Annotated in this window: 22 protein-coding genes; 16 read left to right on the forward strand and 6 right to left on the reverse strand. The window is 58.6% G+C overall.

Features of this window, described 5'->3' with window-relative positions; translation table 11 throughout:
* Window positions 1-134 precede the first annotated feature (134 nt).
* From LL947_RS13110 to LL947_RS13160, 11 genes are all read left to right on the forward strand, one after another.
* On the forward strand, window positions 135-1,055 hold the full coding sequence (locus LL947_RS13110; protein WP_499833432.1) for a MerR family transcriptional regulator: 921 nt from the start codon (window positions 135-137) through the stop codon (window positions 1,053-1,055).
* 33 nt (window positions 1,056-1,088) lie between these two features.
* A complete protein-coding gene (gene phrB / locus LL947_RS13115; RefSeq protein WP_499833433.1) occupies window positions 1,089-2,498 on the forward strand; it encodes a deoxyribodipyrimidine photo-lyase in 1,410 nt (469 codons plus the stop codon).
* Window positions 2,499-2,538: 40 nt separating this feature from the next.
* Window positions 2,539-2,970, forward strand: coding sequence for a nuclear transport factor 2 family protein (locus LL947_RS13120; RefSeq protein WP_499833434.1), 432 nt, complete (start codon window positions 2,539-2,541; stop codon window positions 2,968-2,970).
* Window positions 2,971-2,993: 23 nt separating this feature from the next.
* Entirely contained in the window at window positions 2,994-3,776 is a 783-nt protein-coding gene (locus LL947_RS13125) for an SDR family NAD(P)-dependent oxidoreductase (RefSeq protein ID WP_290821470.1), read from the forward strand.
* Entirely contained in the window at window positions 3,776-5,164 is a 1,389-nt protein-coding gene (locus tag LL947_RS13130; protein ID WP_499834430.1) for an NAD(P)/FAD-dependent oxidoreductase, read from the forward strand. Before LL947_RS13125 ends, LL947_RS13130 begins: the two co-directional genes overlap by 1 nt.
* Window positions 5,161-5,946, forward strand: coding sequence for a DUF1365 domain-containing protein (locus LL947_RS13135; protein ID WP_290821466.1), 786 nt, complete (start codon window positions 5,161-5,163; stop codon window positions 5,944-5,946). The genes LL947_RS13130 and LL947_RS13135 overlap by 4 nt, the downstream gene beginning before the upstream one ends.
* A 173-nt stretch (window positions 5,947-6,119) precedes the next feature.
* Window positions 6,120-7,289 carry a class I SAM-dependent methyltransferase gene (locus tag LL947_RS13140; RefSeq protein ID WP_499834431.1) on the forward strand — a complete coding sequence of 390 codons (1,170 nt, stop codon included), beginning with the start codon at window positions 6,120-6,122 and terminating at the stop codon, window positions 7,287-7,289.
* Entirely contained in the window at window positions 7,286-7,810 is a 525-nt protein-coding gene (locus LL947_RS13145) for a DUF2878 domain-containing protein (RefSeq protein WP_404414491.1), read from the forward strand. Before LL947_RS13140 ends, LL947_RS13145 begins: the two co-directional genes overlap by 4 nt.
* 311 nt (window positions 7,811-8,121) lie before the next feature.
* The gene (gene nhaD, locus LL947_RS13150) at window positions 8,122-9,612 is read left to right on the forward strand and encodes a sodium:proton antiporter NhaD (RefSeq protein WP_290821461.1); all 1,491 of its coding nucleotides are present in this window, start codon (window positions 8,122-8,124) and stop codon (window positions 9,610-9,612) included.
* A 148-nt stretch (window positions 9,613-9,760) separates the two neighbouring features.
* Window positions 9,761-10,222: a type II 3-dehydroquinate dehydratase gene (gene aroQ / locus LL947_RS13155; protein ID WP_290821460.1), complete on the forward strand. Its 462-nt coding sequence runs from the start codon at window positions 9,761-9,763 to the stop codon at window positions 10,220-10,222.
* 19 nt (window positions 10,223-10,241) lie between these two features.
* Window positions 10,242-10,691, forward strand: coding sequence for a thioesterase family protein (locus LL947_RS13160; RefSeq protein ID WP_499833435.1), 450 nt, complete (start codon window positions 10,242-10,244; stop codon window positions 10,689-10,691).
* Window positions 10,692-10,774: 83 nt separating this feature from the next.
* Here the strand turns inward: LL947_RS13160 and LL947_RS13165 are convergent, their stop codons facing one another.
* The 6 genes from LL947_RS13165 to LL947_RS13190 all read right to left on the reverse strand — a co-directional run bounded on the left by LL947_RS13165 (window position 10,775) and on the right by LL947_RS13190 (window position 17,965).
* Window positions 10,775-11,209, reverse strand: coding sequence for a hypothetical protein (locus tag LL947_RS13165; protein ID WP_290821456.1), 435 nt, complete (start codon window positions 11,207-11,209; stop codon window positions 10,775-10,777).
* Between the two features lie 92 nt (window positions 11,210-11,301).
* Window positions 11,302-12,069, reverse strand: coding sequence for a DUF3726 domain-containing protein (locus LL947_RS13170; RefSeq protein ID WP_290821454.1), 768 nt, complete (start codon window positions 12,067-12,069; stop codon window positions 11,302-11,304).
* A complete protein-coding gene (locus LL947_RS13175) occupies window positions 12,066-13,868 on the reverse strand; it encodes a hypothetical protein (RefSeq protein WP_499833436.1) in 1,803 nt (600 codons plus the stop codon). The genes LL947_RS13170 and LL947_RS13175 overlap by 4 nt, the downstream gene beginning before the upstream one ends.
* Complete coding sequence (locus LL947_RS13180; RefSeq protein WP_499833437.1) at window positions 13,861-15,450, reverse strand: BCCT family transporter; 1,590 nt, start codon at window positions 15,448-15,450, stop codon at window positions 13,861-13,863. The genes LL947_RS13175 and LL947_RS13180 overlap by 8 nt, the downstream gene beginning before the upstream one ends.
* A gap of 75 nt (window positions 15,451-15,525) precedes the next feature.
* On the reverse strand, window positions 15,526-16,515 hold the full coding sequence (locus LL947_RS13185) for a dipeptidase (RefSeq protein ID WP_499833438.1): 990 nt from the start codon (window positions 16,513-16,515) through the stop codon (window positions 15,526-15,528).
* Window positions 16,516-16,525: 10 nt separating this feature from the next.
* Window positions 16,526-17,965: an aldehyde dehydrogenase family protein gene (locus tag LL947_RS13190; RefSeq protein WP_499833439.1), complete on the reverse strand. Its 1,440-nt coding sequence runs from the start codon at window positions 17,963-17,965 to the stop codon at window positions 16,526-16,528.
* Between the two features lie 132 nt (window positions 17,966-18,097).
* Between LL947_RS13190 and LL947_RS13195 the strand changes: the two genes are divergently transcribed.
* The 5 genes from LL947_RS13195 to LL947_RS13215 all read left to right on the forward strand — a co-directional run bounded on the left by LL947_RS13195 (window position 18,098) and on the right by LL947_RS13215 (window position 24,933).
* Complete coding sequence (locus LL947_RS13195; RefSeq protein WP_404414516.1) at window positions 18,098-18,988, forward strand: LysR family transcriptional regulator; 891 nt, start codon at window positions 18,098-18,100, stop codon at window positions 18,986-18,988.
* 87 nt (window positions 18,989-19,075) lie between these two features.
* Window positions 19,076-20,263 (forward strand): M24 family metallopeptidase, encoded by a 1,188-nt coding sequence (locus LL947_RS13200; RefSeq protein ID WP_499833440.1) that lies wholly within the window; start codon window positions 19,076-19,078, stop codon window positions 20,261-20,263.
* 122 nt (window positions 20,264-20,385) lie between these two features.
* Complete coding sequence (locus tag LL947_RS13205) at window positions 20,386-20,883, forward strand: hypothetical protein (protein WP_499833441.1); 498 nt, start codon at window positions 20,386-20,388, stop codon at window positions 20,881-20,883.
* Window positions 20,884-21,063: 180 nt separating this feature from the next.
* Window positions 21,064-22,935 (forward strand): putative bifunctional diguanylate cyclase/phosphodiesterase, encoded by a 1,872-nt coding sequence (locus tag LL947_RS13210; RefSeq protein WP_499833442.1) that lies wholly within the window; start codon window positions 21,064-21,066, stop codon window positions 22,933-22,935.
* Between the two features lie 84 nt (window positions 22,936-23,019).
* Entirely contained in the window at window positions 23,020-24,933 is a 1,914-nt protein-coding gene (locus tag LL947_RS13215) for an ATP-binding protein (protein ID WP_499833443.1), read from the forward strand.
* The last annotated feature ends 37 nt before the right edge of the window (window positions 24,934-24,970 follow it).

Genomic DNA, 24,970 nt, shown 5'->3' on the forward strand with positions numbered 1-24,970 from the left:
AAGTTGTACAAATAGAGCATGTATAATACGCGTCAATTTTTTGCTTTATGAATCAATTGCGTTGAGAATTGAACGCAAGTCACACCAAACACACTGTGTATTTTGCATAAAATAACCAAGAGGCAATGGCGCCCATGAGCAACAAGGCGACCCACCCACCCGACACACCGCTTTATCCAATCCGGGAAGTTTCCCGATTGACAGGTGTGAACTCGGTCACTCTGCGCGCTTGGGAGCGCCGCTATGGGTTGATCCGTCCCCAGCGTACGCCAAAAGGCCATCGCCTCTATGCGCAGGATGACATCGCCCGCATTGAGCGTATCCTGCAATGGCTTAACCGCGGTGTGCCGGTCAGCCAGGTCGGTGACCTTCTTGACCAGCCTGAAGCCGTTGAACCCCCGGCACCCACCAGCGGTGACTGGGAGAGTCAGCGTCAACAACTGCAAGGCACTATCGAATCACTGGACATGGCGCGGCTTGACCCGCTCTACCACCAGAGCCTGGCACTCTATCCACTCAGCGTGGCCATCAATGAGCTTTGGCAGCCGGTCATCATGGCGCTGGAAGCCCAATGGGAACGCACGCCGGATGCCCTGGTGCGTCGTACGCTGGAAGCCTTCCTGCGCAATCAGGTCGGCATTCGCCTGCACTATGCCAATCAGGCGACTCGTGGGCCGCTGATCCTGCTGAACAGCATGCCTGATGATCCTGGCCCACTATGGATTCTGATGGTTGCGCTGATTGCCAGTGAACAAGGCTACCGGGTACAGATACTTGATCGTAACCTGCCTCTGGATGACCTGCCTCAGGCAGTGTCACGTCTACATGCGTCCATGGTGTTACTGACCAGCGGCCAGCCAGAAAGTGACCACTACATTCATGATCTGCTGCCCCAGGCGGCCAGAGGGTTGAATGTTCCTGTCGGCATATGCGGTAACGTGGCTCGCCTGCGTGAAAACGATTTTTCCAGTGGCGATCTTCACTTGCTGGGCAATGATCTACCCCAGGCCATTTCGCGTCTGCGCCCGCTGTTGCGCGAATCCGGCATCCTTTAACAGACATTCTGATATTCCGCGACAGGAGACACCATGGCGCTGCAGTTGGTTTGGTTTCGTACCGATCTACGTATCCACGACAACAGCGCATTAGCCGCTGCGGCAAAAAAAGGCCCTGTGGTGGCGGTTTTCCTGCACAGCGTTGCACAATGGCAGGCCCACGGCCACGGCGCCAACAAGATTGATTTCTGGGCGCGTGGCGTTGATGCCTTGAAAAGCGCCCTGGCAGGGCTGAATATTCCGCTGCTTCAACGCGATATCAGCACGTTCGATCAGGCCCCGCCGGTGTTGACCGAGCTTGCTCACCAGTTGGGCGCTGAAGGTGTGCACTTCAATCATGAGTATCCGCTTAACGAACAGCATCGCGATCAAGCGGTCATGGCGCATTGCCGATCAGCCGGGTTAGGCGCGCACGGCTACCACGATGCGGTCGCCTTTGCCCCCGGCACCCTACTTACCGGTAAGGGCGACTACTACGGGGTATTCACGCCCTTTTCCAAAGCCTGGCATAAAAATATCCAGGCTGAACAGCTGGCGCTGCGCGACACGCCTGAGCCTCAGGCACCGCTGGATATTCAGAGCGAGGCCAGGCCTGACTTGCCTGCCATGGCGACCCGGCCGGTAGAAAGGCAACAGTGGCCCGCCGGTGAGCAGGAAGCGGCCGACAGACTTGAGCGATTTCTGCGCTTTAGAGGCCGCTATTACCAGTCCCAGCGAGATTTTCCTCACGTTCGCGGCACCAGCGAGCTTTCTGCCTACCTGGCGTTGGGGATGATTTCCTGGCGCCAGTGCATGCAGGCCGTGCTGAGTGAAAACGGCAGCCTGGCCGACGGCGATACCGGCCTTGTTGCCTGGGTAAGCGAGCTGATCTGGCGGGAGTTTTACCAGCATGTCGCTGTCGGCTTTCCTCAGGTTTGCCAACATCAGCCGTTTCAGGCCCATACTCGGCATCTGGCCTGGCGTGACGATGACGACGCCTTTGCGGCCTGGTGTGAAGGGCGTACCGGCTATCCGATTGTCGATGCAGCCATGCGCCAGTTGGTCAACACCGGCTGGATGCATAATCGCCTACGCATGATTACCGCCATGTTTCTGAGTAAACACCTGCTGATCGACTGGCGCCGCGGCGAAGCGTTCTTTTTACAGCACCTGGTTGACGGCGAGTTCTGTGCCAATAATGGTGGCTGGCAGTGGGCAGCCTCTACCGGTACGGATGCCGCCCCTTACTTCCGAATCTTCAACCCGACAACCCAGTCCAGCCGCTTTGATCCGGAAGGCAACTTTATTGCCCATTGGTTGCCTGAACTGGCATCTTTACCCGCCAAGGCGCGCCACTCCCCGCCCAGGGATCTATTGACCCAGCTTGATTACCCGGCGCCGATTGTGGAGCACAAGATGGCCCGCCGGCGGGCGCTGGATGCGTTCAAGGCCCTGAAAGACTGAGGGCCGGTTTATGTCACCGCTATGCTTACCGGAGTTCGTCATGTCACAGGACACGGCGCTTGATGCGTTCTGCGCCTTCTTCAACAAACTAGACAACACCTGTACAGAAAAGCTATACGAGGTATATACTGACAATATTATGTTCAGCGATCCCTTGCATAGCATAGAAGGACGTGAGGCGCTTGAAGCATATTTTGCCAACATGTACGCCAATGTCAGTGAGTGCCGGTTCCAGTATCATCATCGTCAGCGTCAGGGCGAAACGGCATTCGTCACCTGGACAATGCATTTTGCTCACCCAAGGTTAGCCGCGGGGAAGGTCATCAGCGTTGACGGCTGTTCATACCTGACCTTCGAAGATGATGGCCGGGTATCACGTCATCGCGATTACTTCGATGCCGGCGCCATGCTGTATGAAAATGTCCCCGTACTGGGTGGACTGATACGTCTATTGAAACGCCGCGCCGGCTGAGCCGCGCAACCAAGGAGAGAGTCATGAGCCGATGGTCAACCCCTCAGCGTATCTGGCTGACCGGTGCGACATCCGGAATAGGTGAGGCTGTTGCCGTCAAGCTGCTTGATGAGGGCCATCAGGTAGTACTCAGTGCGCGTAACGCCGACAAGCTTGCCGCACTCTGCGGCGAGCGGCCTAACGCCATTGCTCTTCCACTGGACATCAGCGACCGGTCAGCCGTTCTTGACGCTGCCCAGCAGATTGAAACCCGTTTAGGCGCGTTGGATATCGCCCTGCTCAACGCCGGCACCTGTGAATATCTGGATGCCCGGAACTTTGACATGGACCTGGTCAAGCGCGTCTTTGATGCCAACCTCTATGGCACCCTGTATTGTGTGGAAGCCGCCTTGCCGCTGCTGCGCACAGCCCGCCAGGAAGGCGGCAAGCCACTTCTGGCGGCCACTTCAAGTGCGTCTGCCTATGTGCCCTTGCCCCGCGCCGAGGCTTACGGTGGCTCCAAGGCGGCCATCAGCTATTTTCTGGAATCCTTGCGCCTGGGGCTTGATCAGGAAGGTATCCGGGTCAGCCTGATCCATCCTGGCTTTGTCAAAACGCCCTTGACCGACCTCAATGATTTTCCCATGCCAATGCGCATTTCTGCCGAACAGGCTGCCGAGGCACTGCTCAATGGCCTGGCCAAAGGTCATCTTGATATCCATTTTCCACGCCGATTCACCTATATCGTCAAACTGCTGGGGGTTCTGCCCCCGCGTTTACGCCATGCCGTTGGATTGCGCATGACCCGCTCGCAAGGAGAGCCATGATGAATCAGCCTTTCTCTTCACAGGTTAGCCCGCTTCAGGCCTCCCAGCGTATTGCCGTGGTGGGCAGCGGCGTCAGCGGCATGGCCGCGGCGTGGTACCTTTCTGCTCAGCATGAGGTCACCCTGTTCGAATCCGCCGAACGCCTGGGTGGCCACACCGCCACCATTGATGTGGAAGTACCCGGTCAAGACGGCCCGGAATACCACGCCATCGATACCGGCTTTATTGTCTTCAACGACTGGACCTATCCGCACTTCCAGCGCCTGCTGGAAACGCTGGGGGTCCCGGCCCAGCCTACCGAGATGAGCTTTTCGGTGCATGAAACCGATCAGGATTTTGAGTATAACGGCCATACGCTGACGTCGTTGTTCGCCCAGCGGCGTAATCTGTTACGCCCCTCTTTTTATCGCCTGCTTGGCGACATCATGCGCTTCAACCGTGAGGCTACCAAGGATCTTGACAGCGAGCGCCTGCCAGATGGCATGACGCTGGGGGAATACCTTGACCACAAAGGCTATGGCGAGGCCTTCCAGCGCCGCTACCTGCTACCCATGGGGGCCGCTATCTGGTCCGCCAGTATCAGTGACCTGCGCGCCTTCCCGCTGACATTTTTTGTGCGGTTTTTCCGTAACCACGGCCTGCTATCAGTGAATCACCGTCCTCAGTGGTATACCCTCATCGGTGGCTCACGGCAGTATATTCCTGCCCTGACCGCCCCTTATGCGTCGCGTATCCGGCTGAACACCCCGGTCAAGGCGATCACTCGCGATAACGCCGGCGTTACGCTGACCACCGCAGACGGTAATGAACGCTTTGACCAGGTAGTATTGGCCTGCCATAGCGACCAGGCACTGGCCATGCTAAGTGACCCGACCGAAGCCGAACGTGATGTGCTTGGCGCCATGCCTTATCAGGATAACGAGGTGGTACTGCATACCGATACCCGCTTGCTGCCGCGCCGCCGTCGCGCCTGGGCCAGCTGGAATTACCGTCTGGATCAGCGCGATGCCGGTGAGCGCGTGTCGGTGACCTATGACATGAACATCCTCCAGCGCCTGGAGTCCGACACCACCTTTTGTGTCACCCTGAATGACAGCGACAGTATTGACCCGGACAAGGTGCTGGGCCGTTTCACCTACGCCCATCCCCAGTTCACGCTGGACGGTTATGCCGCCCAGCAGCGCCATGCCGAGATCTCCGGCGTTGGCCGCACCCACTTCTGCGGTGCCTATTGGCGTAATGGCTTTCATGAAGATGGCGTCTGGAGTGCCTTGCGGGTGGCCCGGGCCCTGGGCTGTGACGAGGCCGCCCAGCCTCCGCAGACGCCAGATGCCCTGCCCGCCCATGAGCTGATGCCCCAGCAAGGTATTGGCGAGGGGGTAGGATGACAGCCGGCAGCCCGCCACGTTCACGCATCTATCGCGGCCCCCTGCGCCATCGACGCTTTACCCCGCGTGAGCATCATTTCAGCTATCAGGTATGGATGGCCTGGCTGGATCTGGACGAGCTGCCCGGCCTGTTCGACGGCGTGCCCGGTTTCAGTGCCCGACGTCGGGCATTGGCGCGCTTTCGCCGTGAGGATTACCTCGCCCCGGTCGAGCTGCCCCTCAAAGAGGCCGTTCGTCAGGAGCTGACCCGTCAGCTGGGCGAAGCCCCCCAAGGGCGAATCTGTATCCTCACACAGCTGCGCACACTGGGTACTGTCTTTAATCCAATCTCCATGTACTACGCCTTTGATGAACAGGATCGCCTGGCCGCCGTGCTGGGGGAAGTCACCAATATGCCGTGGCGGGAACGCACCTGCTACGCCTGCCGGGTTGATCCCGAACGTCACAGCCATGGCGCCATCTTTGCCAAGGACATGCACGTTTCGCCGTTCAACCCCATGGATATGACCTACCGCTGGCGCTTCAATACACCTGGCGACAAGCTATTGATACATATGGAAAACTGGCATAACCAGCCGGCCGACCACGCGCCTGCCCGCCAGTTTGATGCCACCCTGATGCTCGAAGCGGCCCCGGCGACTCGCCGGGTACTGCTCTCAACCCTGGCCCGCCAGCCGTGGATAAGTCTGAAAACCGTGGCCGGCATTCATTTTGAAGCGTTGCGCCTCTGGCTGAAACGCGTACCCCTTTTTGACCATCCGCAACGCAAGGAGACGCCGTAATGACCCGTTTGCGCTCGTCACGCTCTGCAAACCCCAATATTGTTTCATCTGCGTCTCTGGCGGCGTCATCCGCATCCACCGGCGCGCCCGCCCAGAGCGATTCTTCCCAGACACTCCGAGAAGGCAGGCTGACTCGCTGGCTCAAGCCACGCCTGATCAAGCAGCTGGATGCCATGCAGGGCGGCCAGATTACCCTGATTGATGGCAGCCAATCCTATCATCTGGGCCAGGGCGGCCCCTTGCACGTAACCGTGGTGATACGCCACTCCCGTGCCTGGAAACGCCTGGCGTTTGGCGGCACCGTAGGGGCTGCTGAATCCTATATGGACCATGACTGGGATGCCGACGACCTGGTGGCACTGATTCGCCTGTTCGCCATCAACCTGGATCAGGTCAACGGTGAAATGGAAAACGGCAGCGCGCGCATTACTCGCGGGTTATTGAACCTGGCCTACCGTTTTCAGCGCAACAGCGTTACCGGCTCCAAGCGTAATATTGCCGCGCATTATGATATCGGTAATGACCTGTTTGCAACCTTTCTCGACCAGTCTCACTGGATGTACTCCAGCGCGGTCTTCCCCTACCCGGAAGCCAGCCTGGAGGAAGCCTCTACCTACAAGCTGGATATCATGCTCGAAAAGCTTGATGTCCAGGCCCACCATCACCTGCTGGAGATCGGCACCGGCTGGGGAGGGCTGGCCATTCATGCGGCCAGGAGTCGTGGCTGCAAGGTCACCACCACGACCATTTCTGAAGAGCAGTACAACCACACCGCCGAGCGCATCAAACAGGAAGGTCTGGAAGACCGGATCACCCTGCTCAAGCAGGATTATCGCGAACTTGCCGGCACCTTTGATCGGGTGATTTCCGTTGAAATGATTGAAGCCGTCGGCCATCAGTATCTGGATACCTATCTGGCCAAGATCGACAGCCTGCTTAACGCCGAAGGCCAGGCCATGCTGCAGGCGATTACCATTCGCGACCAGCGTTTTGAATCTGCCAAACGGGATATGGACTTTATCAAACGGTACATCTTTCCTGGTGGCTTTCTGCCGTCGCACCACGCCATGCTGTCCAGCGTGATGCGCAAGACGTCACTCAACATGGTGGCGCTGGACGAAATCGGCCAGCACTACGCCCGCACCCTGCGCGAGTGGCGGCAACGTTTCGAGGCCAGCCTGGAGGCGGTACGCGCCCAAGGCTACGACGAACGCTTTATTCGCATGTGGCGCTATTACCTCTGCTACTGCGAAGGCGGCTTTATTGAGCGCTCGATTGGTACCTGTCATCTGGTGCTGGCCAAGCCTCAGGCCAAACCGGCACCGTTGACCGGCGCGCCATGAACAAGGCATCCGCGCCGCGCTGGCCAAAGCTGGTTTTCAACCTGATAGGGTTTGAGACCGGCTGGCTTTTGTGTGTGCTGGGAGGCTCCTGGGTGGCGCTGGCCACCGGCCTTGTGCTGATTGGCGGGCACTTGCGGTTTATTGCCCGCCCTGGAGAATGGCGCCTGCTGGCAGGCTTTGCAGGATTAGGATTACTGCTGGATGGCAGCCTGACGCTGCTGGGCGGTTTTGATTTCAGCGACCATAGCCAGCTATTCGGGTTACTGCCGCTGTGGTTCTGGATGCTCTGGCCACTGTTTGCCACTCTGCTGGCGCATTCGCTGACCTGGCTATGGCGCCTGCCCTGGCTGGCTGCCTTGGCCGGCGCTGTCAGTGGACCGCTTTCCTACTACGGCGGCGGTGTGCTGGCCGGCGTCAGTCTGGCACCCTGGCTGCTCCCCGTGCAGGCGCTGATCTGGGGGGTGCTATGCTATCTGTTGGCGCGCAACGCCGAGCGCCTGGGACTGGTGAGCCGGGTATGATTGTCGTTATGGCTGACGTCTGGCACTCAGGAAGCTTCCATATAGGGCAACAGTGTCTGTCTCACTGAAGATCGCCCGCCAAGCACAGTTTTTTATTCTGTCTACACTCATTTTTGACAAAGATACCATTCACCTAAAGGCTACCTTACAAAAAAAAGACACAGTCATAGGCATAACCATGGACTTCGTTCGTTTTTATTCCTTATTGCATCGCAATACAGGCTGATAGAATTGTGCGGCTTTTTGCCACCCCTTATATCAACCACTCTCTTTCATCCCTTTGGGTGAAAGACGCTAAGGATAAACTCACTATGACGCCCTTGAACGAACCTCCCAGCCAGCCGCGATGCCATCGCCGCTGGCTTTTTTTGTTGGCTCTATGCACCTTTTCAGCGCTGATGCTGTTCAGTCCTGCGCTGCTGGCGGCTACCGGCGAGCTTGACCTGACCAGTACAGGCGTGGGCTTTTTTGCCATTGCGGTCTTTGTGTTGGCGTACATGCTGGTCATCGCCGAAGAAAAGATCCATATGCGCAAGTCCAAGCCTGTGTTGGTAGCCGCCGGTATTATCTGGGGCCTTATTGGCTGGGTGTATGTCCAGAACGGCATGTCGGCAGATTCCGAACACGCGTTTCGTGTGACACTTCTGGAATTCACCGAGTTGATGCTGTTTCTGCTGGTGGCGATGACTTATATCAACGCCATGGACGAGCGCAAGGTGTTTGATGCGCTGCGCTCCTGGATGCTGCGCAAAGGCTTTAACTATCGCAAGCTGTTCTGGCTGACAGGTGGCCTGGCCTTTGTGCTCTCGCCGATTGCCGATAACCTGACCACTGCCCTCTTGATGTGCGCCGTGGTCACCAAGGTGGCCGAGGGCGACAAGCGTTTTATCAACCTGGCCTGTGTGAATATCGTCGTGGCGGCCAATGCGGGCGGCGCTTTCAGCCCCTTCGGCGATATCACCACCCTCATGGTCTGGCAGGCCGGTATGGTTGAGTTCCAGGAGTTCTTTATCCTGTTCTTCCCCTCGCTGGTCAACTTCCTGGTGCCCGCCATCGTGATGAGCTTCTTTATCAAGGATGCCAAGCCGGAAAGCGTTTACGAAGACGTCTACCTGAAACGCGGCGCACGTCGCATCATCTTCCTGTTCCTGCTGACCATTACCACGGCCGTACTCTGCCACACCCTGCTGCACCTGCCGCCGGTGCTGGGCATGATGACGGGCTTGGGCTACCTGCAGTTTTTTGGTTATTACCTGCGTCGCAGCCTGCCGCGCTCGCTGGAACGCAAGCGTGAACGCTACAGCCGCCGGGGTGACCACAAAAAACTGGAAAATCTGGGCAGCGTGGTGCCCTTTGATGTTTTCAATCGCGTGGCGCGAGCCGAGTGGGACACCTTGCTGTTCTTCTATGGGGTCGTCATGTGCGTAGGCGGCCTTGGGTTCATGGGCTATCTGGCGATGCTTTCTGAAAGCCTCTACCTGGGCTGGAATGCTACCGGTGCCAACATCACCCTGGGGGTGATCTCGGCGCTGATCGATAACATTCCGGTGATGTTTGCGGTACTGACCATGGAGCCGGATATGTCTCATGGGCAGTGGCTGTTGATCACCCTGACGGCGGGTACTGGCGGTAGCCTGCTGTCGATTGGTTCAGCGGCGGGTGTGGCGGTAATGGGTCAGGCCCGCGGCGCTTATACCTTTATGGGCCACCTGCGCTGGACGCCGGTGATCATGCTGGGTTATATCGCCGGTATTATCGTTCATATGTTTTTGAACTCAGGAAGCTTCGCCCTGTTTGGCTGACCGCCTGACCAGTGACTGACGCTGGCGCCCCTGACGGATTTCTGTCAGGGGCGTTTTTTTAGCGCGCTTTTTTAACCCGGCACCCATGCCGCATCAGCGTCTCTGTGGTTAGAATGATGCTAGATCCGTTTCTTGTGCAGGAGTCACCATGTCCGCTTATCCAGATCCGCTAAACAAGGTCCTTGTTCTTCATGGTCCCAACCTCAATCTGCTGGGCAGCCGGGAGCCCGACATCTACGGCTATGAAACCCTGGATGACGTCAACAATGCTCTGCGTGAGAAAGCCGTGCTCGCAGGCTGGGAGCTGAACTGCCTGCAAAGCAATCATGAAGGCGTGCTGATTGATGCCATCCAGGCGGCGCGCACCGATGGCACCCGGGCTATCATCATCAATCCGGCCGCCTACACCCATACCTCGGTCGCGATTCTGGATGCGCTCAACGCCTTCACAGGCAAGGTGATGGAAGTGCATATTTCCAATGTTCATCAGCGCGAGACTTTCCGCCAGCATTCCTACGTGTCGCTTCGCGCCAACGGTGTGATTGCCGGGCTGGGCACGCAGGGCTACCAGGCAGCGCTGGATGCCATCCTGCGCGCAGCCGGGCAGTAACCACCTCAGGGAGCCACAGATGATTATCTTTAACACCCAGGTCGCCGCTGAGTGGGTCGACTATAACGGCCATATGAACGATGCCGAGTATGCCCGGGTATTTTCATTGGCGGTGGAGGCGTTGATGGATCATATCGGCCTGGATGAAAGCGGGCGGGCCGAACATGGCTATACCATTTATACGCTGGAAACCCACCTGTGTTACCAGCGTGAAACCCATCAGGGAGAGCCCTTGAACGTTTCGCTGGCACTTCTGGACAGCGACGCCAAGCGCTTACACGTGTTTTTTGAGCTGCATGACAGCCAGGGGCGGCAGCTGGCCACCAGCGAGCAGATGCTGATGGGTATGGATAGCACCTCGGTACGCCCAGCGCCCTTTCCCTCGGCTATTCAGGCCGCCATTGAGGCGCTGTCCCGCCCGGCAGAACCTCCGGCCATGGCAGGCAGAGCCATTGGCATTCGCCGTTAACCGCCCTGGTGCCCTCAGCAATGATAGTGCCAGATCCACTGTGCTGCAGGCACCCGAGTATCATCAGGTGCTTACACTGTCGATCAGCTGCCGGCCAGTTCCAGCACCCTGGCAAACTGTTCTTCGCTCAGTACGTTTCGCCAGTGGTCGGCACAGTTGGAGCGCATCATTAACAGCTCGGATTCCAGCTGACCGATATAGGCGGCCTTTTCAGCACGGGCCTGTGGGTCAGCGCCTGTCAGAATCATGCTACGTAGCTCGCCACGCTGAGCAATGACACGGTCTTCAAGGGCTTCACGCACGGCCGGGCTGCTGGCCAGCCAGTCTTCAAGTGCCGCCTGCTGCTCGGCATTCAACTCAAGCTCCTGGGCATTTTTGGCAACTACCGGCGTCAACATCACAATCGGCGTTGAAAGCTCAGCGACATCACGTTTGGCATCTTCGGCGTTGGCGGTTGAAACGCTCAGGCTGAGCAGGGCGATACAGGCAGTGGTCAATACTCGCTGGGAAAAAGGCATTCAGGTCTCTCCTTGGCTGTTGAAAAGACCTTTAATTTATAACCTTATGCCATCTACCACGATGTGTGAGATTGTCACACCCTGAGGGGGTCTCAGTCATTGTCATTGACGCCGGCACCAGCGCCGCCTCGGGACGCCTCTGATGACTCGACCAGAATACGGTGCGCCAGCGCCTTCAGGCGTGCCCAGATGGCATCGTCCACCTCGATACCCTCCTGCAGGGAGCGCTCGCGACAGGCCATCAGGTCGGACTCCGAGTGACGCGCCAGCAGATCCAGGTCGTGGTCAGCGCCCAGAGAAGGAAGCAGCTCAACGTGGTTGGCCATCACCAGGGTGATGCCGTCGTTGGGCTCGTTTTCTTCCGGCACATCGCGCACCGAATAGATACGCACTTCAGGCGTGGGATGACCGGCCCGAAAGCCCACGACCTGCTCGGTCAGCGGCACCTGAACATTACGCCAGAAAGCCGTGATATTGATGCCCCGCCCGGCCAGGCGGGACAGGTAGCCCATGATCAACTGCCGGTTGTGGCAGCGGCGGATCTTGACCACTGAAAGCCCCCGCGCACGGGCCTTGGCAAAGCCCAGCTCGGTGGCCAGGCTGATGCTGCGCAGCACGCTCTGGCCGTGGCCATCCAGCACCGCCAGGTCACCGTCCTGGTAAATCACCTGCGGCAGGGATTCCGGGTCTTCTTCCAGCAGGAAGTCCAGCCCACGGTTGAGCTGGTCAATCGCATTAAAACCATGGCACTGCATCCAGGCCACCATGTCCGCGGCATCGGCGGCATCGCCGTCTTCAAAACCGATCCCGGTGAAGGCCTTGCGGCACAGCCCCTGTAGCTCATTGAAGGAGACTTTCATGGGCTTTGTCCCTGCACAGGTTGATGGTTACAAAGTGCTGCGGCTGGCCCTGCCTGTGGCGATAGCCCTGCAGGGCCGACAGCACCGTTTTCACGCTGCGGCTGCAGCGGAAAACTCCAGTCATCGAAGCGGCCAAGATCCTGCGGCTCGGCGTTGAGCTCTTCCACCAGGGGTGCGCCCTGGAACAGGGTGATGCGTACCCAGCGGTCCGATTTCGGGTCAAAGCGGCTGGCGCCGAAAAATGCCAGCTTGGTGCGCAACAGGTGCATGGGCTTCATATCCTGATGCCAGAGATTGGCGTGGATATCGCCATAGGTATCCTTCACCAGGGTCTGCACCCGGCGGATGATTTCCTTGTGGCGTGGCCTGGCCAGCAGGAAATCCACCACCTTGGCCCGGGGGTTGTCCTCGAGAAACTCGCAGATGGCCGCATGGCTATGGGCAACTCTGGGTCCAATAGCAATCAGCATTTCCTTCTCGGCGCCGGCTTCTTCATGACGCACACCCAAGCGTGGCTCTTCCTTCTCCACGGAGCGGTACCAGAACCAGTAGCTGCCTTCGCGGCTTTGGTAATCATGCGCCAGTGCCCAGTTGTAATGGGTCTCGATCAACTGGCGCAGGCGAATCAACGGCATGTCCGGTTGAAGGTCGAGGTTTTCGGTTACCCCCATCTGCTCCTCCAGTGGGTCAACCCGCTCTGGATACAGCTCGATCAGCAGGGTATTGATCAGCTCCTGGGCTTCAAGCGACAGGGTGCGCTCGCTCCAGGCCGTCAGCTGCGCCCACAGATCGTCTTCCAGAGGAGCACTTTCCAGCCAGGCCAGCACATCCGGCAGGCTGGCGACGGTCTCGGCATTGCGTTCGGTCTGTTCGCCATCCTCGGTGACGGTTTCTTCAAGGTGCTGCAGGGCGCGCCGGGTCAGCGCCAGCATCCGCTGGCGGTCTTCCTCGCTGGGTAACTGGCGCTGGGCCAAGGCCAGGGCGGTTTCCCGCTGATTGACCCACTGGGCAATCAATTGCGGGTGACTGATCAAAAACGGCGCCATGCCCAGGCCGGTGGAATTGCCGATACCCAGATAACGGCGCAGCTCGGTGGCCAGGGCACAGGCGGTTTGCGGCGCCTGACAGCGGGCCAGGTGCTCGACCTGCTCAATCGAGAAATGGCGCAGCAGATAGACGCCTGCCATCTGCGCTGAAAAAGGCCGGCGAAAATCCGGGTTTTCATGCAGGCGGGCAAAATCGGCAATGCCGAACTTGCCGTTGCCATAGACCGCCGTCGTGCGATACAGATAGCCGACCCGGGTCAGCCACTCGGGGTCGGGCTGCTCGCCCTTGGCCAGCGCTTTTACAAAGTGGGCAAAGTTGCGCAGGCTTTTATTGGCGCGGGAAATCACCAGCACCCTGGGGTGCTGGCGGCCGGCTTCCTGCAGGGGTACGTTGGCCGCCATCTGTTCCAGCAGGCTGGCGTCCACATCGCCTTCAATCAGGCCAAAGGTGACATCCCAGGCGTCCGCAATTACCCGGTCGGAGCGGCGCGAATCATCCAACGCCTGGGCAAACATCACCCCGTGATAGCCCCCGTAAGGCGTCTGCAGGCGATAGATGGCGGTGCCATAACCGTTTTCATCCAGATCAAACCGCTCGCGGCTGACCTGCCAGCGCTGACGCCCCATCTGGCGCACCAGGCTGCGCACAAAACTCAGGCGGCAGGCATGCAGGCTGCCCAGACGCTCCAGCTGCATGACGTCATCGGCACAGCGCAGATTCAACGCCGCCAGCCCCCATTCGCGGTTACTCATGAACAACCACCTTCTTGCGGGTGCTCAGCCCCTGCTCGCGCGCCATGGCGTAGGCTGCTTGCGGGCCCAGCCACAGCGAGGGCAGCAGCACCAGGGAAACGGGAATCGCGGTAATCACGATAAACTGCTGCAGCACACCGATCTGTCCGGCGCCCATATACAGCAGGATGGCCGCCATCAGTGCCATGGTGATGCCCCAGAAAATCCGCACGGCGGTGTGCGGCTGATCATGGCCGGTACACACCACGGCAATCGCATAGCTCATCGAGTCACCGGTAGTGGCGACAAAGATGGTGGTCAGCAGCAGGATCGCCAGCGCCATGACAACACCCCCCGGCAGCGCCTGGGCCACGGTGAGGGTCGCCACATCAAACTGGAAGTTGTTGAGCGCCTCGGCCAGGTCAATTACACCGCTTAGCTGGTAATGGATACCGGCTCCGCCCAGCAGGGTAAACCAGACGGTGGTGGCAATCGGCGCCATCACCGCCACGGCAAGAATCATCTGGCGAACGGTTCGGCCACGGGAAATACGCGCCACGAAAATCGCCATCAGCGGGCCGTAACCGATAAACCAGGCAAAAAAGAACACCGTCCACCACTGCATCCACCAGCCCGGCGCAGTTTCCGAGGTCATGGTGGCCATGGCAAAGAAGGAGCTGATATAGACACCGAACCCCTGCAGATAGGCGTTGGTAAAGAACAGCGTCGGGCCAAACACAAAGATGACCGCCGCAATCGCCAGTGCCAGAAAGACGTTAAAACGGCTGAGCAGCTGGATGCCTTTATGGATACCGGTCGCCGCCGAGGTGACGTATACAGCGCCCAGCACAACAAGGATCATCAGCTGGGTAATGTAGCCTTCACTGATTCCAAACAGCTCATGCAGGCCAAAGCTGACCTGGGTGGCCAGAAAGCCGATCGGGCCAACGGTGCCCGCGACCACCGCAATCACGCAGCAGGCATCAACCACACCGCCGACCCAACTGCGCATCAGGCGATGCCCCAGTACCGGGTAAAGCAGGGTACGCGGCTGCAGCGGCAGGCCGCGGTCGTAGTGCCAATAGGCCAGCACAATCGCCGTCAATGAGCCGAGCACCGCCCAGGCCAGAAAGCCCCAGTGCATGAAGGACTGCGCCAGCGCACTGGCAATCGCCTCCACCGTGCCGGCTTCGCTATCAAAGGCCGGCGGCGTCACCACAAAGTGATACACCGGCTCACCGGCGGCAAAAAACACCCCGCCCCCGGCCAGCAGGGTACACATGATGATCGACAGCCATTTGAAGGTGCTTAACTCAGGCGACTCAAGACCGCCCACCCTGGCACTGGCCGCCGGTGACACTGCCAGGCCAATGGCAATAAAAAAAGTCAGTAGCAAAAGCAACTGGAAATACGCGCCCAGCACGGCGGCGGTCCAGGCAAAGCCGCTTGAAATGGCGCCGGCAACGCCCTCGGTATTGATCAGCGAAAGAACGACAAACAGGATGACAAAGCCGCCGCTAAGCCCAAGCACGACAGGGTCGCCGAACTTGCCAAGCCCTGAGGCATTCTCCTTGTTGTGTGGCGTGTTAGAGGAAGAGTCCATGGGGAAACCTCATTATTGATTATTGTAGGTTGTTATCGTTAAGGGGTGGCCCATCAGCCCGGCCATTCCAGGCATCTAGGCCATCGGGGTCGTGGTGCGTTCCAGCAATGCGACCCAGTTGCGCCCCATGATGCGGGCGACATCCTGCTCGGCGAAGCCTTTGGCGCGCAGGGCCTCAATCAGGTTGGGAAAATCGCGGCTATCGCGCAGCCAGGCCAGCGGCCTGGGCCAACCCGCATTACTGGCGCTGCCCTCGCCGTAATCCATCTCTTTTGACCAGCGACCGTTACGCATCCATTCCAGCACCGCGGTCGGCTGGTTCTGGCACAGGTCGGTTCCAAGACCGACATGCTCAATGCCCATCAGGTCAACGGTGCGGGCAATCATGTCGCAGTAGTCCTCCAGGGTGCAGTCCGGGCCGTTCTTCAGGTGGAAGGGATAGGCCGAAAAGCCCAGCAGGCCATCGTTTTCGGCAATCGCCCTGAGCACCTTGTCCGACTTGTTGCGCTTGGCATCATGGAAGAAGCTCGGGTTGGCATGCGAGATAATCACCGGCCGCTCGGAAAGCTCGATTGCGTCCAGGGTCGAACGCTCGCTGCTATGCGACATATCAATCACCATACCGATCCGGTTCATCTCGCGGATCACCTGACGGCCAAAGCGGGTAATACCGCTGTCCTCGCTCTCATAACAGCCGCAGGCCAGCAGGCTCTGGTTGTTATAGGTCAGCTGCATGATCAACAGTCCCAGTTGACGCAGCACCGCCACCATGTCGATATCGTCCTCGATCGGCGAGCAGTTCTGGGCGCCAAAGAAGATGCCCACCTTGCCCGCCTCATGGGCGCGCTCGATATCGCCCGGCGCATGAACGGGCATGATCAGGTCGCCATGCGCTTCAAAACGGCGGTTCCACTCACCAATGCGGGTCAGGGTCTCGCGCAGGGTTTCGTGGTAGACCAGGGTGGCATGGACGGCATCCACGCCGCCCTCGCGCATCTGTTCAAAAATCTCCCGGGACCAGTTGGAGTACTGCAAGCCATCCACGGTCAGCATCTGTCTGGACATGCGCGACTCCTTACGCCTTGACGTAGCAGGTCTTGACCACGGTGTAGAACTCACGCGCATAGCGCCCCTGTTCACGCGGGCCGAAACTGGAATCCTTACGCCCACCGAAGGGCACGTGGTAATCCGTTCCCGCCGTCGGCAGATTGACCATGACGCAGCCGGTTTCAGCGTCGGCTTTGAAACGGGTGGCCAGGGCCAGGGAATCGGTAATGATGCCTGCGGTCAGGCCGAAGTTGGTGTCATTCAGGGTGGCAATTGCCTCGTCCATATCCGCTACCTTGATCACACAGGCAATCGGGCCGAAGACTTCTTCACGGTTGATCGCCATCGCGTTGGTGGTATCCACAAACAGGGTCGGCGCCATGAAGTAACCGTCGCTGGCACACGCGACCCGCTCGCCGCCAAAGGCCAGGGTGGCCCCCTCGGCCTGGGCGCGCTCGATCCAGTTCAGATTGGATTCAAGCTGACGTTCATCGGCCACCGGGCCAATCTGCACGCCCTCTTCCAGAGCCGGGCCGACCTTGGCGTTGGCCAGACGCGCGCTGAGCCTGTCGACAAAGGCATCGTGAACCGCGGCGTGAACAATCAGCCGCGAAGAGGCGGTGCACTTCTGGCCGGTGCCGGAGTAGGCGCCGTTGAAGGCTGCTTCCACGGCCAGGTCGAGATCGGCATCTTCCGCCACAATCAGAGCGTTCTTGGAGCCCATTTCCAGCTGGCACTTGACCAGGTTGCCGGCGGTGGCAGCGGCCACCCGACGGCCGACGTCCAGTGAGCCGGTAAAGGTCAGCGCGTTGATGGCGGGGCTGGTGATCAGCGCCTCCCCGACGCTGCCGCCACTGCCCATCAGCAGGTTGAAAGTACCCGCCGGCAGCGCCTGACGGCTGATAATCTCGGTCAGCGCCCAGGCGCTGGCGGGCACCAGGTTGGCGGGTTTGAAGATTACGGCGTTACCAAACGCCAGCGCCGGGGCAATCTTCCATACTGCTGTTGCCATGGGGAAGTTCCAGGGGCTGATGACGCCTACCACGCCTACCGGCTCACGGCGGGTATCGACTTCCACCCCGGGGCGCACGGAATCGACCCGATCATCCAGTTGGCGCAGCACTTCGGCAGCGTAGTAATGAAAGAACTGCGCCGAACGGGCAACTTCGCCCATGCCTTCTGCCAGCGGCTTGCCTTCCTCACGCGACAACAGGCGCCCCAGCGCTTCCTTGCGCGCCATCAGCTCATCGCCAATCGCCATCAGCACGCCATAACGCTGCTCAAGCCCGGTCTTGGCCCACTCCCGCTGGCCAAGGCGCGCCGCCTCGATGGCTTCTTTCACCTGAGTGACACTGGCCTGGGCATAATCACCGATGACATCGGTCAGGTCAGAAGGGTTGGCGTTGGTAATATGGCGGTCGCCGTCGACCCATTGACCGTTGATATAAAGCGCGTGGGGGGATGACATAAAGCGTTCCTTCAGCAGGGTGATTAACAAGCATTTGACGCCATGCTAGAGAAGAGACGAAGATAAGGATAATCAATAATGCAGATAAAATGATCAGCAAAACTTACCGCTCTGAATGGCTGAAAACAGACCATGCTTCCCGACCTGAAACTGGCGCCCATGCGCTATGTATTGGCGATTCTTGATACCGGTGGTTTTCATGCTGCCGCCCGCCAACTGCACCGCAGCCAGCCGGCCATTTCCATGGCAATACGCGACCTGGAGGAGCGGCTTGGCCAGCCGCTGTTCGAGAAAGGCGGCGGTAAGGCTCAGTTAACCCCCTTTGGCCACTGGTGCGTGCCGCGCTTTCGCGAGCTGGTGGCCCACCACGACCGCGTCTGCCGGGATGCCCTGGCGATTGCCCGTCAGCAGCACGGGCGGGTGGATATCGCTGCCGTGCCTTCGGTGGCCAGCCGACTGATGCCATCACTGCTGGCCGGCTTTCTGCAACGCTACCCGGGGATTGATATCAGCCTGCAGGACGGCCACTCCGAACGGGTCAACGACATGGTGCTCAAGGGTGACGTCGAACTCGGCATCACCAGTCTCTGGTTGCCCGATGAAGCGCTGAGCTTTGAAGCCCTGCTGCACGATGATATTGGCGTGGTCTGCCGCGACGACCACCCGCTGGCGCAGCAGGCGGCATTGCACTGGCGGGCACTCAAGCCCTATACGCTGATCCGCAACGGTACTTCGCGCCTGCTGGAAGGCTCACCGGCGGCAGAGCTTTTGTCCCATAGCACCCTGTATATTTCCAATATGATCTCGCTCACCGCCATGCTGGAAGCCGGCATCGGGGTAACCACACTGCCCAGGCTGGCCTTCCAGGAAGAGCATGAGCGGCTGCGCTTTATTCCCCTGGCCACGCCGCACCTTGAGCGCCAGATAGGCCTGTTACGCCGCTCAGGGCTAAGCCTTTCGCCTGCCGCCGACGCCATGTACCGGTATTTGATGGCCCAGCTTGGAACACCAGCCAAGCGTTGAAAGCCGCCGTTAACGCCTCTGTCGCGCAGCTTGCCGACTTTGCATCTAAACTCGCCAGAGTTGGCTGTCTTTTGCCCCGGAGGCCCTATGGATTACCACGCTTACCGCCATGCCCTTGCCGCCCAGCTGCAAGGCGCTGAACTGCCCTTCCCAAACGCAGAATTTGCCGCCCGCCTGGCACATACCCGCCGCCTGATGCAGGCCGCTGGCCGTGATGCCCTGTTGCTCACCGACCCGGCGGATATTTTCTACCTGACCGGTTATCACACCTTTGAAGTCTCGGTACACACCGCCCTGGTGGTTACCGCTGAGCGCATCACCTTACAGGTGCCCTCGATAGAAACCGGTCCGGCGGTGGTCACCGCCACTGTGGATGAGATCCTCGGCTATCGCTGGGAAGGCATTGATGAGGTGATCGCCCCCTTGGCCGACCTGCTGGCGCCTTTTCAGGCCATCGGCCTGGATGCCTTCAGTGCAGGCCTGCGTTTCGGCGTCACCCAGCCGTTACAGGCGCGTCTTGGCAGCGAGCGCTTCCACCCGGACGGCGGCGAACTCCTTGACGGCCAGCGGCTGGTCAAGCGGGCGCTTGAGCTGGATTGCCTGCGCGAAAGCGCCCGGATAACCGCCGCGGGCCTGGCGGCGGCAGAAGCCATCATTGCCCTGGGCATGACAGATAACGATATCGCCGCTGAAGGCGCTCGCGCCCTGATTGCCGAAGGCAGCGAATTCATGAGCCTGCAGCCGATTGTCACCAGCGGGCAACGCATCAGCGTGATTCACGTCAACCACAAACGCACCCCCATTGCCCCCGGCGACCCGGTGTTTCTGGAATTCGGCTCGGCTTATCAGCGCTACACTGCCCCCATGATGCGCACCGCCGTGGCCGGCCAGGCCTCTGATGAGATGCAGGCGGTGCGCGATATCTGCCGGGACATTTATGAAGCGCTGATTCAGGCCATGCGCCCCGGCAACACCTTTGATGATGCCGCCCGTGCCGCGGAAGCCGTACTGGTGCCTCATGCGCAGCGGCTGTTTTTCTCCGGGGTCTTTGGCTATGCCGTCGGTGCCCAGTTCCCGCCCAGCTGGGTGGAAGGCACCGGCTATATTGCCCGTGGCCAACAGAACGTCTTCGAGGAAAACATGGTATTCCACCTGCCCATCTGCCTGCGCCTGCCCGGCCAGTGGGGGATCGGCATCAGTGATACCGTGCTGGTTACTCACCGAGGTGGCGTGGCGCTGACCAGCAATGACTGGCAGATCAATCAGAAACTGTGACGGGCATAAAGGCCACCTACCCACGCGTATGCGGCGTTTTTTCACAGCCTCAATGCTTGTGATAGCGCTACTTGGGCGCGTAGGTTATCTACTCCTAACCCACCACTTATACGGTCATTATCATGCGTTCTGTGCTTTTTACCCTTGCTCTGATGATCGCCCCACTGAGCCTTGCTCAGGGCGAAACCCCGTCAAGCCCACTTCAAACAGGCGATGCCTTCCCCTCATTGCAGCTACCGGATGCTTTCGGCAACGCGTATCAACTGCCTTACCCCGGCGTTCGTCACGTGCTGTTCAGCGCGGATATGGATGCCAATGACCTGATGAAGCAAAGCTTTGGCGAACTGGAAAAGGGCGATTTCACCGCCGCCGGCCTGGTATATGTCGCCGATATCAGCGGCATGCCACGCCTTGTCGCCCGCCTGTTCGCGATACCGTCTCTGCGTGATTACCCCTTCCGGGTGCTGCTCGCCCGCGAGGCAGAACAGCTGGCCATGTTGCCGCGGGAAGAAGGTGCCGTCAGCGTCATCTCCCTGACTGCCGATGGCAGGGTCGACAACATCGATGTTGCCCTTGATGAATCAGCATTGGCAGACCTGTTGACAACGTCGGCCCCTTGATTGTCGCTTGCTACGCATTCCTGCAACCAGCCTCTGTAAATGGCGTATCGGGGCCTGTTGGTCAGCCGCTTGCTTGCCAAGGAGCACAAATGTAAATTTTTAGTTAAGGCTTGTGTTCAGAGCGACCTGGCGACAAATATATTAGCAGGCAAATATTCTGCTCATCAGGAGGACAGCAAGATGGCCCCCACACCGCGACTTCAGCCAGATTTCGCTTACCTCAACAATCCGGCACGCCTTGAAGCACTGTACCGGCTGAATATCATCGATACGCGCAGTGAAGAGGTGTTTGACACTATCACCCGCTTGACGGCTACCCTTTTCGGCGTGCAAGTGGCCACCATCCACCTGGTGGATGACCACCGCCAATGGGTGAAAGCATCATCCAATGGCACCCGAGCGCCAGATACGCCAATAGGCCAGACATTCTGTGAACGCACCGTGGCCGAAAGGTCCATGGTTGTGATACCCGATCTACAGCAAGACCCTGTTTTCCGTAGCAGTCATTTCGTCACTGGGCCGTCAAGCTTGCGGTTCTATGCTGGTATGCCCTTGGTCACCCGAGACAATCAGGTGATTGGTACCCTTTGCCTGCTGGATTCACGGGCCAACCTCTATGAATCCTTCTCTGAACGTGACATCAGCCTGTATCACTACCTGACCGATATCGTGATTCGCACCATGGAGCTCCGGGAGAGCCACATGAGTGCCCAACAGCGTTTCCTGCAAGCCAGTGAGGAAGACGGTGTCACTGGCCTGATCAACAGCCGGGGCCTTCTGGCCCACCTCAGTCAGCAGCTAACCCAAAATGACGGACCTGAAGGCGTTGCAGGAATGATCGAAATTCGCTTGCAAGACCTTGAGCGCATTCGCTACGCCTATGGAGCTGTCTTCGCCAACCAGCTGTTACAGCAGGTCGCCAGGCGCATTCAGAACGCCCTTCAGCCTGAGGACCTTCTGGCAAGAAACACGGATATCAGCTTTCTGGCCACCAGAGTGTCGGTCGCCTCGACGGAGCAGCATGCCAGGCATCTGATTATCACCTGGGCCGAGGAACAGGCACGCGCCTTGCTGGATGCCTTGAAAGAGCCTTTTACCCATCAAGGTGAGCGCCTGTACCTGGTCGCTCACCTCGGTCTTGCATACTCAACGGATAGCGACACCAGTGGATATGCCGTACTGGAAAGGGCGGATTATGCCGCGATACAGGCACGCAAAGAAAGCAACGTCAGCGCCATGTGCTGGAGTGACCCGGACCAGAGGAAAGAATATAAACGGGCGGTGGCTATCGAGTCTCGCCTGCGCAATACTATTGAAAAGCAACAGCTGGCGGTTGTTTTTCAGCCGATCGTGGACCTTCAGGGCGACAACAGGATTGTAGGCGCGGAGGCGCTGGTCAGGTGGCCGCAGTCGGGTGAGCCAGTCATTGGGCCGGACATTTTTGTAACGCTGGCAGAAGAGTTGGGGCTGATTGGCCAGATGGGGGCCTGGGTATTTGAAAACGCCTGTCAGACGCTAAAATACTGGAATGACGTCTGTGGCCAGAACCTGTGGATGTCACTCAACGTATCACCCAGGCAACTCCAGGACCCTGATCTGGTCTCCCAACTTGAAACACTCACCTCGAAGGCTGGCCTGATGCCTGCCCAGATAAAGCTGGAGATCACCGAAAGTGGCCTGATAGAACACTATGACCAGGTGGCTCAACTTCTTGAATCGCTGTCCAACGTCGGTTTTCAGCTTGCTCTGGATGACTTTGGCACAGGGCATTCGTCATTGAGTCGACTGATCCACTTACCCTTCAACATCCTGAAGGTTGATCGTGCATTTGTCTCTGACAGCCCCGATGGGGCGGGTGCCGCTGTGGTGGCCAGTTTATCCGGGCTGGCCAGATCCTTGAACCTTGAAACCGTCGGCGAAGGGGTCGAAACAGACGATCAGGAACGCTTTCTCCGCCAGCTGGATTATCGCTACGCTCAGGGTTATCGCTATGCCAAGCCGCTGACAGCCGCCGATTTTCTGGAAGAATTGATCAAGCAGGCCCACCGTTAGCTTGAAAGGGGATGAAAAAGAGTGACACGGTAGTACTAACAGGCACGATAGTGTTAAAGGGGAATTTACAGTTAGGGCATCAGCATGAGTGATAGGCAGGGTGAAGGGCTCCCTGAGGGCAACGATGACAAAGGTGCACTACAAAGCGATCTTGAGGCATTTTTTGCCGTATCGCTTTCTCTGATGACCATTACCGATCTTGACGGGCGATTCTTGCGGGCCAACCAGGCGTTTCATGAACTTCTCGGCCACGATCCCGCTAGCATGGTCGGTGCGTATGCCATTGATTACCTCCACCCCGATGATATCCCACAGACAAAGGACGCCTTCAGCCGCCTGGCAGAAGGTGCTACCGTAATCAACTTTGTTAACCGCTTTCGCGACGCGGATAACCGTTACCATTCATTGGAGTGGCAGGCGCGGGCCCGGGATGGCAAGGTCTATGCCTCGAGCGTTGATGCCACTGAGCGATTGGCGCTGGAAAATCAGATCGATGAAGACCGCACCTTCCTGCAGGACGTGATCGATGCCTTGCCAACGCCGATTTTTGTCAAGGATTGGCAGGGCCGCTTCACCATTGTCAACCAGACGCTGGCCGCCGTTTTTGGCGTTCCTACTGAGGCGATTATCGGCAAGACCGACGCCGACTTTTCACCGCGCCCAGAAGAAATCGAAGCCTTTCTGCTTGATGATCAGGAGGTATTGAACAGCGGTAAGTCCAAGTTTATTCCAGAAGAGCCGGTGACCGACAGTAACGGTCAACAGCGCTGGTTCCAGACCACCAAGATTCCCTTGCAGCTCAATCTGCCCCCCGAAAAGCGGCGACTGGTCGGGGTAGCCACCGATATTACCCATCGCAAGCAACGTCAGGATAAGGCGGAACAGGCCAGCCAGGCCAAAAGTCTGTTTGTGGCCAACATGAGTCATGAAATTCGCACCCCGCTCAATGCCATTATCGGCTTTGGTGACCTGCTCAGCCAGTCTTCATTAAACGCCTCACAGCGTGAGTGTCTTGACAATATTCAATCGTCCTCTCAGCTGTTGCTGGGCATCATCAACGATGTGCTGGATTTCTCCAAGATCGAATCCGGCAAGCTGGAAATGGAGAACCGCCCTTTCCGCCTGGAGGAGCTGCTGGAACAGCAGCGAGCGTTGTTTGCCCGTCAGGCTGATGAAAAGGGTCTGGCGTTTGTATTACGCCGTGACCCCCGTTTACCAGAGGCCGCCTACGGGGATGCCCTGCGTCTGAAGCAGGTCATGACCAACCTGGTCAGTAATGCCATCAAGTTCACCCACCGCGGAACGGTCAGCGTTGAACTGAACGGTGAATATGAGTCGCACCGGCAGTGCCGGCTATGCATTGAGGTGACCGACACCGGTATCGGCATGTCCGAAGACCAACTTGCCAACCTGTTCAATGCCTTTACCCAGGCTGATATATCGACGACCCGACGCTATGGTGGCACCGGCCTGGGACTGGTGATCAGCCACCAGTTGACGGAATTGATGGGCGGCCAGCTAACGGTGGACAGCGAGCCTGACAAGGGCACGCGGTTCAGGGTCGCGCTGCCCTTGACCGTCGCCAGCATGCAGGACAATCCCGGCTCCCAGGAAATGGCTCACCTCTCGCTTGAAGGACGCCGGATTCTGGTGGCTGAAGATAACAGGATCAATCAAACGCTGATCAAGCGCATCCTGACCCGTTTTGACGCTGAAGTAATCCTGGTCAACAACGGCCAGGAAGCGCTGGATGCCTGCTGGACCCAGACATTTGATGCCATCCTGATGGACCTGCAAATGCCACAGATGGACGGTTTTGACGCCACCCGCGCCATACGCATGAACGGTTTCAGGATGCCGATTATTGCCATTTCTGCTTCCGTATTTGCCGATGAAAGGCAGCGTGCCGAGAGAGCTGGCGTTAATGCGCACCTTGGGAAACCCATCGATGCTGATGAGCTGGGTCGCCTGCTGGATAACTACCTTAGAGATTGTTGACGTTTCAACGCCAGCAAAGACATCCCGCTCAACCCGG

It is taken from the genome of Halomonas sp. BLK-85 (assembly GCF_044792155.1).
Classification (GTDB): Bacteria; Pseudomonadota; Gammaproteobacteria; order Pseudomonadales; family Halomonadaceae; genus Vreelandella.